This is a genomic window from uncultured Clostridium sp., from assembly GCF_934754915.1.
Taxonomy (GTDB): Bacteria; Bacillota; Clostridia; order Clostridiales; family Clostridiaceae; genus Clostridium.
The window spans coordinates 1-12,928 of sequence record NZ_CAKVKB010000098.1 but is presented as its reverse complement, the minus strand read 5'-3'; the positions used below and the strand labels follow the sequence as shown (position 1 = coordinate 12,928).

Sequence of the window (12,928 nt, the reverse complement as noted above, 5' to 3'; positions counted from 1 at the left end):
CATTGTATAATAAGGGGGAGGATAAAAAATGACCAAAAAAGAATTAATTCTTCAGAAGCTTAAAGAATTAAATTGCACTGAAGGAATAGATACAAAAACACTAGCTTCATTAGTAAATATGTCTAGAGCCAATTTAAGTCATGAACTTAATGATTTGTGTAAAGAAGGAAAACTATCCAAAACAACAGGAAGACCAGTACTATTCTTTCTGCCTGATACCAAAACCGAATCCTCAAAATCTCAGCTCGATTTATTAGCACAAAATAATATTTCATTAAAAGGTTCTATAGAACAGGCTAAAGCTGCTATTTTATATCCACCAAAAGGTATGAACTGCCTTATACTTGGAAGTACTGGTGTTGGTAAATCCATGTTTGCATCATTAATGCATAACTACGCATTGACTATGAATGTAAAATCAGAAGATTCTCCTTTTATAGTTTTTAACTGTGCTGACTATAGTAATAATCCACAGCTTTTAACTTCTCAATTATTCGGTGTGAAAAAGGGTACCTATACAGGTGCAGAATCCGATAAAACCGGTTTAATCGAACAAGCTAATGGTGGAATACTGTTTTTAGATGAAGTTCATAGACTTCCGCCAGAAGGACAGGAAGCCCTTTTTGTCTTTCTTGATACTGGAACATTCAGGCGAGTTGGTGATTCTGAATTAAGAAAATCTGATGTTCTCATAATATCTGCAACTACAGAGAATCCAGATTCAGCACTTCTTAATACTTTTAGAAGAAGAATTCCTATAGTAATAAACATTCCTTCTTTAAAAGAAAGAACTCTTGAAGAAAGACTTTACCTTATAAAAAGTTTTTTCAAACATGAAAGTATAAGAATTAATAAAGATATATATGTTTCTTTAAATTCTCTTCGTGCATTGATTTCTTATGACTGTCCCAATAATATAGGTCAGTTGAAAAGCGATGTCCAAATGCTCTGCGCTAAAGCATATTCTGAATTTCTTACTAATGTAAGAGTAGATGTGAGAATTCACAGCGGGAGTCTTCCTCCTTATATTAAAGAAGGTCTCTACAAAGAGAAGGAACATAGAGTCTTATGGAACAATCTTATGAGTGATGAAATTGAATTCTTCAGATTCAGCGGATCAAGTAATGATTCTATTGATATGTTTGAAAGTAATGATAATAGTATTTATGATTTTATAGAAAACAAACTTAAAACACTAAAATCATTAGAAATTTCCGATGTAGATATTGAAAATATATTAGAAAAAGATATTGCCAAGCATTTCAAAAACAATTTTACTACCGTATCAAAAGAATTTAATAAAAAAAATCTTTTATCAATAATTGATCCAGATGTTCTTGAATGTTTTGATAAAATTGTTAACTATATAAGTGAAAGACTTCCTATACGTTTTGACAGTAATTTATATACTGCCTTTGCTCTTCACATTAACACTCTTATTGATAGAATTCACAGTAAAAAGATTATTAAAAATCCTAATCTTGAAAAAATAAAACATCTCTATCCAAATGAGTTTTCTATTGCTTTAGATGTAAAAGATATATTATCAGAATATCTGTATACCTCAATTCCTGTAGATGAAGCTGGGTATATAACATTATTCCTTATTCCTGATACTACTCTAAAGAATAAACCAAAAGATAAAGTAAAAGTCATATTGATTGCTCATGGAGAATCAACAGCTTCTTCAATGAGTGATGTTGCAAATAAACTTTTAGGTGAAGATTATGTAATTCCAATAAATGCACCAATTGATGTACCACCATCAAAGGTTTTGGAACATTTAAAACTCACTATAAAAGAAAATCCATCAAATTCAGGATATCTTTTATTAGTTGATATGGGATCACTTCTTGCATTTGCTGATACTGTCAGAACCGAATTAAATGTTAAACTCCAAGTTATTTCTCTTGTATCAACACTTCATGTATTAGAAGCAGCGAGAAAAGCATTGTTAGGATTGTCTTTAAATGAAATCTATAATGACGTTATAATGATAAATTCTTACATGCAGGTTCATAAAAATCTGAACAATAAAACCATAAGTACAAATAAAACTCTCATAATAACTGCATGTATGACTGGAGAAGGCGGTTCCAGTGCAATAAAAGACTTTCTATCTGTACATCTTAAATTTGATTCTGAATTATTTGAAATAGTCTGCTTAAGCTGTGCAGACAACGAAAGCTTCAAAGAGATGATTCTAAACTTTGAATCAAAAAATCAAGTTTTATTTGTAGTATCATCTTTCTATATTGAATCATTAAACATAAAACAGTTTTCAATGTATGATACATTGAATGGATCTGTATTAAATCAAATGCAAAGTCTTATAGATGAAAAGACAACTTTACTTAATATTCCTAATGTTTTAAATGAAAATATTCCTAATATAGCTGGTCTCGAATTGACTAATGATATTCAGTCAGTATTGAAAGAACTTCAAAAAAGAATTAATGTAAAATTTGATGCAGATAACTTAATTGGACTTACTTTACATTTATCCTTTTTAATTGGAAGACTTAAAAATAATCAGCAGACTATTTTATTTCCAAATAAAAGTAAATTTATAACTGACAATTTTTCTCTATACAATGTAATAAAAGAGAGCCTTAATCCATTAAAAAGAAAGTATAATATAAACAATTTCTCAGATGATGAAATCTGTTATATTGTGAAACACTTAACTCCAAATAAAGACACTAATCAATCTTAATGATATAATTAATTGTGGAATTTTTATACTTTTGGTCTAAGAGAGGTTTTTTATGTTCAATAGTGAAATTATTAAAAATTTAAATGAATTAGAGCTTATGCTTTACCGTTATATAATGAAAAATACTGAAAAAGTAATATATATGAGAATACGAGAACTTGCAGATGAAGCTCATGTATCAACTACAACAATTTTAAGATTCTGTAAAAAATTTGACTGTAATGGTTATTCAGAATTTAAAGTAAAATTGAAAATATATCTTGAAAACAATGTCAATGAAAAAAATATAAAAAATGATCAATCTGTAATTATTGATTTCTTTAAAAAACTTAATACTGATGAACTTGATGAAAAAATCGAAGCTGTATGTGATATGATTTACAATTCACCTAATCTTGTCTTTTTAGGTTCAGGCACATCAGGAATTTTGTGCAAATATGCTGCAAGATATTTTTCAACTATAGGCAAATTTGCTACATATATAGATGATCCCTATTTTCCTGCCAATTATAAGACTTATGAAAATTGTACTATTATAATTTTATCAGTCTCTGGCGAAACAAAGGCAATTATTGATTTAGTAAATAACTTCAAAAGAGAAAATTGTCCAATTGTAAGCATTACAAATAGTGAAAACTGTACAATTTCAAAAATTTCTGACCTAAACATTTCTTATTATATAACTCAAGAAAAACTAGGAAAATCTGATATAACAACTCAGGTTCCTGTTTTATATATAATAGAAACAATTGCAAGAACGCTTCATAACATGTATGAATCTAACTAGAAAATTTATCATAAATACAAGGCAGCAGAGATAACTCTCTGCTGCCTTGTATTTCATATTATTAAATAAATTAATTTTATTATAGGGCAAACTTTTTATATAATTGCCAATGTACAATGGACAATTGACAATGTAAAGATGAAATCTTTTCAAGATTTCTTTGATTATTATTTTATATATTTCAATTATCTTTGTATATTTCAAATTTTGTGTTTCACATATATCATATAAATTTTAATCTTATAATCTATATATTACTTATCTGCTAACTTTAATGCAAAATCTAAAACTTTTTCTCCATTCATCATACCATAATCAATCATTGGTATTACATCTAATGGAATTCCCTTTGGATCGCATAATTTTTTAGCTTTTGGTAATGTGTAACCTACTTGTGGTCCAAGTAATGCTACATCCATGCTATCTAAATGTTTATCCATTTGACTTTCTGGATATGCATTGATTTCTACATCTATATTTTTTGCTTTAGCTGCATCTTTCATTTTATTTACTAATACGCTTGTTGACATTCCAGCTGCACAAAATAATTTTATTCTAACCATGATTTTTTACCTCCAATAAATAAATCTTAATTACATTCTTTATAATCAAATTTAAATTAAATATCTTAATATAGTGGTGATTTTAATGTACGGATTGTTTATGGGCTTACTTATAATTTTACTAAATAATCACCACCATAATTAAAATATATAAATTTATAATTAGTTATATAATGAGCAGTTTCAATTGACAATATATAATTGACAATTTTCATGTATATTATTTATATTTTTAACTAATTTTATTACATCAAATTATTTTATTAATGTATTTACGACTTTTCTTAAATCTATAATTTGTTCAATTAAATTCTTTTCAGAAATTGCAGTCATCAAATGATCTTGTGCGTGAACAAATAAAATTGAGAAATCCACTTTCTCTCCAGCTGCTTCCTTTTGAAGCATTTCTGTCTGAGAATCATGAGCTTTAGCTAACGCTTCATTTGCCAATTCCATTTCTTTATCAGCTTCATCATATTTTCCTTCATTTACTTTGCTTAATGCCATATATGCATGATTTTTGCAGTCACCAGCATTTATTATTATGTTCATTATCTGCATTTCTAATTGTTCCATCTAAATTAAATCCTCCATTATTATCTGTGCTTATTTTTTATTTAATTTTTTCATAGAGAATTGGATTTTTAAAGTCCAATTCTCTAAACTATTATCTTGCTAAAAATTATTTTTCAAATTCTACATTGCTGCTGAATCTGAACCAGCTGCAGCTGCTTGTTCTGTTGCAAAACTCATATTATCGCATTTCTTGAAGAATGGTAAGTAAACGAAAACTGATAATGCTAATATTGCAGCTTGTAATATTGCAGTTCTAACACCACCTACTAATAATCCTGAGATTATTGGAGGAGTTGTCCAAGGTACTAATACACCTGAGAATGGTGGAACAATACCAAAGTAAATTGCAGCGTATAATATTAATCCTGATAAAGTTGGCATACCTACGAATGGAACAACCATTATTGGGTTCATTACTATTGGTGTACCAAATAATACTGGTTCATTTATGTTAAATACAGCAGGTACTATTGATAATTTACCTAATTGTTTAAATTGAGCTGATTTTGCTAAGAATAACATACAAATTACAAAACCAATTGTCATACCAGAACCTGTTACAGTCATAAATTGATCTAGGAACTGTTGAGTTACTATGTGTGCACCATTTTCAAGAGTAAGTGCTTGTCCTGAAGTTGCAATTGCACCGTTTTCAAGAGTGTTTGAAGTTAATATTGGAGTCATTATACCACTTACAACAGTTGCACCATGAACACCAAAGAACCAGAAGAAAGGAATAAGTAATCCCATTAAAATTACGCCACCGATTGAATCTGTCATACCTTGTAATGGAGTTTGAAGAACTTTATAAATAACTTCAACAAAAGTAGTATCTCCAAAAGCTTTAAATCCTGCATAAATTATGCATCCACTTGTAATAAGTACAGCTGCTGGTATTAATGCTGAGAATGAATCAGCAACACCTTGAGGAACACCATCTGGCATTTTGATTCTTATATCTTTTGTCATAAACCAAGAATATACAGCACCAACGATAAGTCCGATTATTATAGCTGTAATCATTCCTTTACCACCTAAGTAAGTTGTAGGAATTACACCAGATACTTTTGTACCATCTTCTGTAATAGTGTATAGGTTTCCAGTTAAAATAAATATTGAAAAAGCAATAACTCCTGCTGATAAAGGTTCATGACCTTCATTTTTAGCATACACATATGCTATTCCGATACAAGCGACCATTGCCATTATTCCCATTGTTGAATCATTTGTTTGTAATAGTGGTCCATCCCATCCTTTTGATGAAACGAAATCTGCTGCTGGCTGATATGGAAGCTGAGCTAGTAGTAAGAATACCGAACCGATTAATGTTAATGGTAAAGTATAAAGTATACCATCTTTTAATGCAATAACGCCTTTCATGTTTACAAATTTCATAACAGTAGGTACTAATTTTTCGTTTAAGAATGATGACATATAAATTCCTCCTTTGATTTTTATAAATACCTTAAAATATAATTTGTAAAATACTTTATTAAATAAATTTATAAAACAAATGTTTATTTATCTTATGACATGATTATACAACAAAATTTATTCAAAGTAATCATTTTCATAGCCTAAAGTAACAGGTTTCAGCATACTGTTCTTTTTTACAAAAAAGTAACATATTGTTTTTCATATGTTAAATACTTATTAATACTGGCTTTGATAACAATTACATCAATAAAAAATACTATAATATGTAAATCATTGATAAATATACAAATGTCTATTTAATTAGATAAGATGAATAAAAAAACTATAACATATGAATATTACTCATATATTATAGTTTCTATTTACCACATATTTATTTTTCTTTCATTTTTTCATTATACAGCTTTCTTCCTACTGTTTCTAAAATATACATAGGAGGAAGATGACTTGTTATATCAATTTCGTTATCTATCCTCTCCTCCGGAATATAGTAAGCTATATTGAAATCTGACATTTTAGCTATTGTTGAGTTTTCACTGTTAGTTATACTAGCTATAACGTATTTTTCCTTTTTAAATTTGTTAACAGCGTCAATTATCTGCTGTGTTTCTCCTGATTCTGATAATACTATAATAAGCCCATTTTTATAGCTTTCACAATTAACAGGATAAAACAAATCATCTATGTATACACTAAACTTACCCATTGAAGCAATATATCTAGATCCATATTTTCCAACTATTCCAGACAGTCCGCCTCCTAAAAATACTATATTATCATGTTCTTTAATCATTCTGCATAAAGTATTTATCTTTTCTCTGAATTCATCACTAGATAATCTTTTGAAATTATCTATTATAAAGGATGTATCTTCACTTATTTTCTTATGTTTCTTATTTTCCATATACATCTTAAATTTCAGCTTGAATTCAGAGAATCCATCACAATCTAATTTTCTGCAGAATCTCAGCACTGTAGTCGTTGATACATGTGCTTCATTTGCCAGGTCCCTTATTTTCATATACATGACCTTTTCACTGTTTTTCATTATATATTCATATAATGATAATTCCAGTTCATTTAATTTTTTTATTTCCTCACTCCCAAACATATTTTACCTCCGTACATTGTTATATACATAACATGAAAACATCTGTATACAATTACATTATATCAGATTTAATTTTAATCTGATAGTTATTGCATTTGCTTTATACATTTAAAACTATACTAGTACAGTTGCCATTCGCTTATGTTGATTCTTCTAATTGTTCAATATAATATATGATTATAGAGTGTATCAAAGGAGGTCTTAATTATGAGTAAAAAAATTAAAATTGTAACAATCGGTGGAGGTTCAAGCTATACTCCAGAATTAATTGAAGGATTTATAAAAAGATATGGCTGAATTGTGCCCAAATGCATGGCTTATAAACTTCTCTAATCCAGCTGGTATGGTAACTGAAGCTCTTCTTAAATATGGAATAAACAAAAAAGTTATAGGATTATGTAATGTTCCTATAGGAATGGAAAAAGCAGTTGCTGGAATGCTTGATGTTGACCATGAACGAGTTAGAATGACATTTGCAGGTCTTAATCACATGGTTTTTGGTAAAGATATTTATCTTGATGGTGAAAATGTAACTGATAGAGTAATTGATGCAATTGCAGATGGCAAGATGGATTCAATAGTTAAAAATATTAAAGATTTTGAATGGAGTCCAGAATTTATCAAAGCATTAAAGATGATGCCATGTCCATATCACAAATATTACTTCCAGACTGCTGAAATGCTTGAAGATGAATTAAAAGAATTTTCTAAAGGTGAAACAAGAGCTGAAGTAGTACATAGACTTGAAAAAGACTTATTTGAATTATACAAAGATGAAAATCTTGATGTAAAACCACCTCAATTAGAAAAGCGTGGAGGTGCATATTATTCTGATGCTGCATGCAGACTTATCAATTCTATTTACAACGATAAGAAAGACATTCAGCCAGTTGATGTAAGAAATAATGGTTCAATTGAAGGAATTGATGATAATTCAGCTGTAGAAGTTTCATGTATAATAACTAAAGATGGACCTAAACCTCTTTCTATAGGAAAACTCCCTGTTGCAGTAAATGGTTTGGTTCAAACAATAAAATCTTTTGAGAAACTTGTTGTTGAAGCTGCTGTTGAAGGCGACTATAACAAAGCCCTTCTTGCATTAACAATAAATCCATTAATTCCATCAGAAAAAATGGCAAAAATTCTTTTAGATGAACTTTTAGAAGTTCATAAAGAATATCTTCCTCAATTCTTTAAATAACATCCAGTTCTTATAATTAACTATAAAAAACAGATGGTTTTGTGTAAAAACAAAACCATCTGTTTTTTGCTCCTTATTATTTCAAAGCAAATCTTCCTATCATAGTATCCAATGTTTCAGCCTGTGCTGTCAATTCTTCACTTGCTGCTGCACTTTCTTCTGATACTGCTGAATTTGATTGTACAACATCAGCAATCTGCTCTATTCCACCATTTATCTGTTCTATAGATAGAGCCTGTTCTTCTGCTGCTTTAGTTATATTATTGACAAATTCTGCTGCTTCTTTGGCATGTTCAACAACTTCTTTTAATGCTTTAGAAGTTTCATCTGCCACATCTCTTCCTTCATAAACTGCTTTTATTGATTCTTCAATTAATTCTGTAGTATTCTTTACAGCTTCTGATGACTGTTCTGCAAGCTTTCTTACTTCTTCTGCAACTACTGCAAATCCTTTTCCAGCTTCTCCTGCTCTTGCTGCTTCTATTGATGCATTAAGAGATACAAGATTTGTCTGTTCTGCCACTTCGTCTATTGCTTGAATTATATTTTTTATATTTAATGATGTGCTTTCAATTTTATTCATAGCATCCATCATATTGTTCATTTTCTTATTACTTTCTCCTATGTATTGGGCTAATTGTTTTACTATTTTATCTGTATTATCTGCATGTTTTGAAGTATTTTGAACCTGTTCATTTATTTCTCCAATAGAAGCTGTTAATTCTTCTACTGCACTTGCTTGCTCTGTTGCTCCTTGTGAAAGACTTTGAGCAGTCTGTGAAACCTGTTGTGATCCTCCGCTTACTTGAGCAGTTGCTTCTTTTATTTCATAGAATGTATCATTTAGAGACGCTAATATATTATCTAAAGATACTTTTATTTTTGCAAAATCACCCTTATAATTTTCAGTTGTACTCACATTTAATTTACCATCTGCAATACTTCCTAATATGCTGTCTATTTCACCAATATACATTTTAAGTCCCTTAGTCATTTCAGAAAATACATCCTCTAATTCACCGATTTCATCATTAGATTCTGAATTCATCTCTACAGATAGGTTTCCTGATGCTATTTCTTTTGCAACATCTTTTATCTTTCCAATAGGCTCCGCTATCAATTCAGAGATGATTTTACTTGAAGCAAAGGCAGAAATTAATAAAAATGCTATAGCAGCTATAATAACTACTAACGATATAATTTCCAACATATTCAATTCCTTGGATAAATTATTTGCCTGATCTATATTAACTTGTAACAGCTCATCAATTGCTGCTGATAAATCAGAAGCAACAGGTCCTATCTGATTATCTAATAATGCTGCAGCTTCCAGTTCATTATTTTCATTCACTAATTCTATTAATTGAGTTCTAAACTGAGCATATTTGTCTCCATACTCATTTAATTTTTTAAAGTGTTCTTCTTCTTCATCACTTGTACTAGTTGCTCTCACTTCTTCTAGTAAACTTTTTGTATTTTCTATTGATTTATCAAGAGAATTCAATATCTCATCTTTATTCAAGTTATTATCCTCATTAACAGCTAATAATCTTCTTAGAAGCACTCTTTGATTATTAATCTCCATTCCAAATTTTCCAATAGTACCTTGAGAAAATCCATAATTTTTTATTGCATACTTGTAATCCTTATTAGTTTTTAATAGAAAGCCCATTACTATCAGTGACATAACTATTCCAATTAAGGCTACAGCTAAAAGAGAATCAAATATCTTCTTTTTTATCGGCAAATCTTTAATTCTCCCTTCAATTTTTCGCTCGATAAACGATTCGCGTTTCATGACCATTCCTCCCACTAATCTTACATTTTCTATTATTAATAAATATTACAATTAATAACTAAATTATACACTATTATTTAAATTTAGTAAAATAATTTGATGTTTTTTATCGAAATTAAGTTTTTTGTATTATTATATATTTTGTTATTGAATATTTCAGCAAACACATTCTAATACAACGCAAAAAGGCCATAGTGCATATTTTAGGGAGTACAAATTGCACTATGACCTTTTTAATTATATTAAATTTCAATGCTATAAATACATTGTTTCAATAAATTACTTAATTTCTATGCTTGATCCTTTTTCTTCCTTTTCAACTTCTTTAGGAAGTTCTACTTTAAGCACACCATTTTCAAATTTTGCATTGATTTTATCAGCTTCAATATTATCAAAATAGAATGATCTTGAAAATTCTCCATAAGATTTTTCTTTTCTTACATAATTATCCTTCTTTTCATCATACTCTTCATTTCTCTTTGCTGAAATAACGAGATATTTATTTTTATAATTTACACTTATATCTTTCTTTTCTACACCTGGAAGATCTGCGCTTATTAAATACTCTTTATCAGTTTCCTTTATATCTGTCTTAAATTGATTCATTTCCTTATTCATTCCCATTTCTACAGGAGCTAAAAAGTCACTGTTAAAGAAGTCATCAAATAAACTGCCTGCATAACTGCCTTTTTCATTTGAATTATTAGTTTTAAATGGTATTATTCCAAACATATAAAATCCTCCTTTAAGCTTGTAACTACAAGTCATTTAAAAATTATAATGAGCTAAATTCTTCAAAAATTTAATCCTTAATTGCATTATGCTACATAGCTATATACATTAAGCAATCCTAACTTACTATCTATTGTTAATTTAAAAGTCTCTGGACACTAATAGACTCAAAGCATAAACTATAACCTTATTCTATAAAAATTTCTGAGTGACTGCTTTCACTCTTATGTTCCTTTGGTAATATTATCTTAAGTTCTCCATTTTCAAATTTTGCTCTTATGCCTTCTTTCTTTACATTGTCTAAATAGAAAGACCTTGAAAATTCTCCATAGCTTCTTTCTTTTCTAATATAACTATCCTTGCTGTCATCATGACATTCTGTTCTCTTTGCCTTTATTGTAAGATTATTGTCATTATAATCAAGTTTTATATCTTCCTTATTTACTCCTGGGAGTTCTGCACATACAAGATATTCATTTTCTGTTTCTCTCACATCTGCATTAAATTTACTCATATCAAAGTTCATTCCTAGTGGTGCTAAAAAATCATCATTAAAGAAATCGCTTATTAAATCTGCAAAACTTCCTCCACTTACATTTGTATTAGTTTTAAAAGGTATTAATCCAAACATACAAACGACCTCCTTTGATATTCTGACTTTTATTTTATGTTTATAAATATTGAATTAATTTTTAACCTATAAATTAAGTTCTTTAATCAATGATCACTATTTTTTAACCATCTCTTAAATCCCTCTCCTTATCTTTTGTACAAGTACATTATAATCTCAAGGTCAAAGAAAGTCAAAGTTAAACTTGTGTATTTTTTTCTAAATTCATTTGTAAATTATCCAATAATCAAAAATATATTTCTATTACTATATTTCTCTTTTATTTGCTTTTATTTGCTTGTATTTTCTATTTTTTATATATTATTTTATTATGCATAATAGTTCAAAAAATTTCTTAATGCTTTATATATAAATTTATAAATACACTTTGGAATTTAACATCACACAAAGCAAAAAAGACAGGTAATTTGATATGTGTCTTTACATAATCCCTGTCCTCAAAAACTATCTTTTATAATTTAATATATTTTTTATATCATCAATACTTTCTATATCCAATATATTTTCAATAATTAAATTTAAATTTTCACTATCTAATTTCTCAATATTGTTCCTTATTTGGTTATCAATACATCCAATTTTTTTTGTAAGTAATTTTAATACTCTTTGAATATCCTTTAATCTGACTGTTTCTTTTTCTTGCTCAATTCCCTCTTGAATAGCTTCATTTGCTGCATTCATATTTTCTACATAATTCATTTATTGATGGCAGTTTAAATCCCCGAGCTACTTTTTCATCTATTATGTATTTTTTTATATCATTAGAAATCCTTTCATATATTTTCATATTAAATCTTCTCCCATATTCTTATTAAAAAACTATTTATCCATCAATGTATACATATGTTCTAATGATAACTATATAATATAAGCTAAAAAATCTAAAAAAGATTTCTTCCTTCATTGACAATTGTCAATTGGAATATTGGAATATACATTTTTCAATAAGTTCAATTTTACTTTATGTTAACATATACCCTGCAACTATTCCAGCTACTATTGCTGCAAACATTGTAATTCTGGATTTTTTAAAATTTCCACCTTGAATAATTGATGATACTAATACTCCAATCCCAACAGCCCATGCCATGTCAATCCACACATTTCCACTCTGCTGTATTAAATGTTTAGCAGTTCCATGATTCAATATCCACATAGTACCTGGAATCACCATAGCTGCAATAAATCCCCCTATGGCTCCCAATCTATTTACAAACTTATCCCATAAAATTATAACTATAAAAGTAAATATTCCTGCTCCAATTATTGTTGTAACCATATCATGAATATCCATAAATCTTCCGTTACTAAAAACTTATAAAAATCTATAAAAAATTATAAAATCTTATGTTTTATTCCTTTTTCATTGTATCTGT

Annotated in this window: 12 protein-coding genes and 1 pseudogene; 3 read left to right on the top strand and 10 right to left on the bottom strand. The window is 28.5% G+C overall.

The window, feature by feature from the left end; genetic code table 11:
- Positions 1-28: 28 nt before the first annotated feature.
- Both Q0F58_RS13495 and Q0F58_RS13490 read left to right on the top strand, forming a co-directional pair.
- On the top strand, positions 29-2,716 hold the full coding sequence (locus Q0F58_RS13495) for a sigma 54-interacting transcriptional regulator (RefSeq protein ID WP_294377474.1): 2,688 nt from the start codon (positions 29-31) through the stop codon (positions 2,714-2,716).
- Between the two features lie 52 nt (positions 2,717-2,768).
- A complete protein-coding gene (locus Q0F58_RS13490) occupies positions 2,769-3,503 on the top strand; it encodes a MurR/RpiR family transcriptional regulator (RefSeq protein ID WP_294377472.1) in 735 nt (244 codons plus the stop codon).
- A gap of 254 nt (positions 3,504-3,757) precedes the next feature.
- Here Q0F58_RS13490 and Q0F58_RS13485 read toward each other — a convergent pair whose 3' ends face one another.
- The 4 genes from Q0F58_RS13485 to Q0F58_RS13470 form a co-directional block, all read right to left on the bottom strand.
- Positions 3,758-4,066, bottom strand: a complete 309-nt coding sequence (locus tag Q0F58_RS13485; protein WP_294377470.1) for a PTS sugar transporter subunit IIB — start codon at positions 4,064-4,066, stop codon at positions 3,758-3,760.
- A gap of 255 nt (positions 4,067-4,321) precedes the next feature.
- A complete protein-coding gene (locus tag Q0F58_RS13480) occupies positions 4,322-4,642 on the bottom strand; it encodes a PTS lactose/cellobiose transporter subunit IIA (RefSeq protein WP_294377468.1) in 321 nt (106 codons plus the stop codon).
- Between the two features lie 120 nt (positions 4,643-4,762).
- On the bottom strand, positions 4,763-6,076 hold the full coding sequence (locus tag Q0F58_RS13475; protein ID WP_294377466.1) for a PTS sugar transporter subunit IIC: 1,314 nt from the start codon (positions 6,074-6,076) through the stop codon (positions 4,763-4,765).
- 376 nt (positions 6,077-6,452) lie between these two features.
- Complete coding sequence (locus tag Q0F58_RS13470) at positions 6,453-7,190, bottom strand: MurR/RpiR family transcriptional regulator (RefSeq protein WP_294377464.1); 738 nt, start codon at positions 7,188-7,190, stop codon at positions 6,453-6,455.
- Positions 7,191-7,397: 207 nt separating this feature from the next.
- Between Q0F58_RS13470 and Q0F58_RS13465 the strand changes: the two are divergent.
- A pseudogene (locus tag Q0F58_RS13465) lies at positions 7,398-8,391 on the top strand (hypothetical protein).
- 76 nt (positions 8,392-8,467) lie between these two features.
- Here Q0F58_RS13465 and Q0F58_RS13460 read toward each other — a convergent pair.
- The 6 genes from Q0F58_RS13460 to Q0F58_RS13435 all read right to left on the bottom strand — a co-directional run bounded on the left by Q0F58_RS13460 (position 8,468) and on the right by Q0F58_RS13435 (position 12,846).
- A complete protein-coding gene (locus tag Q0F58_RS13460) occupies positions 8,468-10,189 on the bottom strand; it encodes a methyl-accepting chemotaxis protein (RefSeq protein WP_294377462.1) in 1,722 nt (573 codons plus the stop codon).
- A 279-nt stretch (positions 10,190-10,468) separates the two neighbouring features.
- Entirely contained in the window at positions 10,469-10,921 is a 453-nt protein-coding gene (locus tag Q0F58_RS13455; RefSeq protein ID WP_294377461.1) for an Hsp20/alpha crystallin family protein, read from the bottom strand.
- Between the two features lie 187 nt (positions 10,922-11,108).
- The gene (locus Q0F58_RS13450) at positions 11,109-11,552 is read right to left on the bottom strand and encodes an Hsp20/alpha crystallin family protein (protein ID WP_294377459.1); all 444 of its coding nucleotides are present in this window, start codon (positions 11,550-11,552) and stop codon (positions 11,109-11,111) included.
- Positions 11,553-11,996: 444 nt separating this feature from the next.
- Positions 11,997-12,251: a DUF4351 domain-containing protein gene (locus Q0F58_RS13445; RefSeq protein ID WP_294377458.1), complete on the bottom strand. Its 255-nt coding sequence runs from the start codon at positions 12,249-12,251 to the stop codon at positions 11,997-11,999.
- Positions 12,217-12,339 (bottom strand): GntR family transcriptional regulator, encoded by a 123-nt coding sequence (locus Q0F58_RS13440; RefSeq protein ID WP_294377456.1) that lies wholly within the window; start codon positions 12,337-12,339, stop codon positions 12,217-12,219. Before Q0F58_RS13440 ends, Q0F58_RS13445 begins: the two co-directional genes overlap by 35 nt.
- A gap of 174 nt (positions 12,340-12,513) precedes the next feature.
- Positions 12,514-12,846 (bottom strand): Lin0368 family putative glycerol transporter subunit, encoded by a 333-nt coding sequence (locus tag Q0F58_RS13435; RefSeq protein ID WP_294377455.1) that lies wholly within the window; start codon positions 12,844-12,846, stop codon positions 12,514-12,516.
- Positions 12,847-12,928 lie beyond the last annotated feature (82 nt).

Bases quoted from the DNA above. Each gene is read 5' to 3' on its own strand.
- Q0F58_RS13480 (WP_294377468.1), bottom strand. From the start codon at position 4,642: ATGGAACAATTAGAAATGCAGATAATGAACATAATAATAAATGCTGGT.
- Q0F58_RS13475 (WP_294377466.1), bottom strand. From the start codon at position 6,076: ATGTCATCATTCTTAAACGAAAAATTAGTACCTACTGTTATGAAATTT.
- Q0F58_RS13435 (WP_294377455.1), bottom strand. From the start codon at position 12,846: ATGGATATTCATGATATGGTTACAACAATAATTGGAGCAGGAATATTT.
- Q0F58_RS13495 (WP_294377474.1), top strand. From the start codon at position 29: ATGACCAAAAAAGAATTAATTCTTCAGAAGCTTAAAGAATTAAATTGC.
- Q0F58_RS13490 (WP_294377472.1), top strand. From the start codon at position 2,769: ATGTTCAATAGTGAAATTATTAAAAATTTAAATGAATTAGAGCTTATG.
- Q0F58_RS13470 (WP_294377464.1), bottom strand. From the start codon at position 7,190: ATGTTTGGGAGTGAGGAAATAAAAAAATTAAATGAACTGGAATTATCA.
- Q0F58_RS13445 (WP_294377458.1), bottom strand. From the start codon at position 12,251: ATGAATTATGTAGAAAATATGAATGCAGCAAATGAAGCTATTCAAGAG.
- Q0F58_RS13485 (WP_294377470.1), bottom strand. From the start codon at position 4,066: ATGGTTAGAATAAAATTATTTTGTGCAGCTGGAATGTCAACAAGCGTA.
- Q0F58_RS13450 (WP_294377459.1), bottom strand. From the start codon at position 11,552: ATGTTTGGATTAATACCTTTTAAAACTAATACAAATGTAAGTGGAGGA.
- Q0F58_RS13440 (WP_294377456.1), bottom strand. From the start codon at position 12,339: ATGAAAATATATGAAAGGATTTCTAATGATATAAAAAAATACATAATA.
- Q0F58_RS13455 (WP_294377461.1), bottom strand. From the start codon at position 10,921: ATGTTTGGAATAATACCATTTAAAACTAATAATTCAAATGAAAAAGGC.
- Q0F58_RS13460 (WP_294377462.1), bottom strand. From the start codon at position 10,189: ATGAAACGCGAATCGTTTATCGAGCGAAAAATTGAAGGGAGAATTAAA.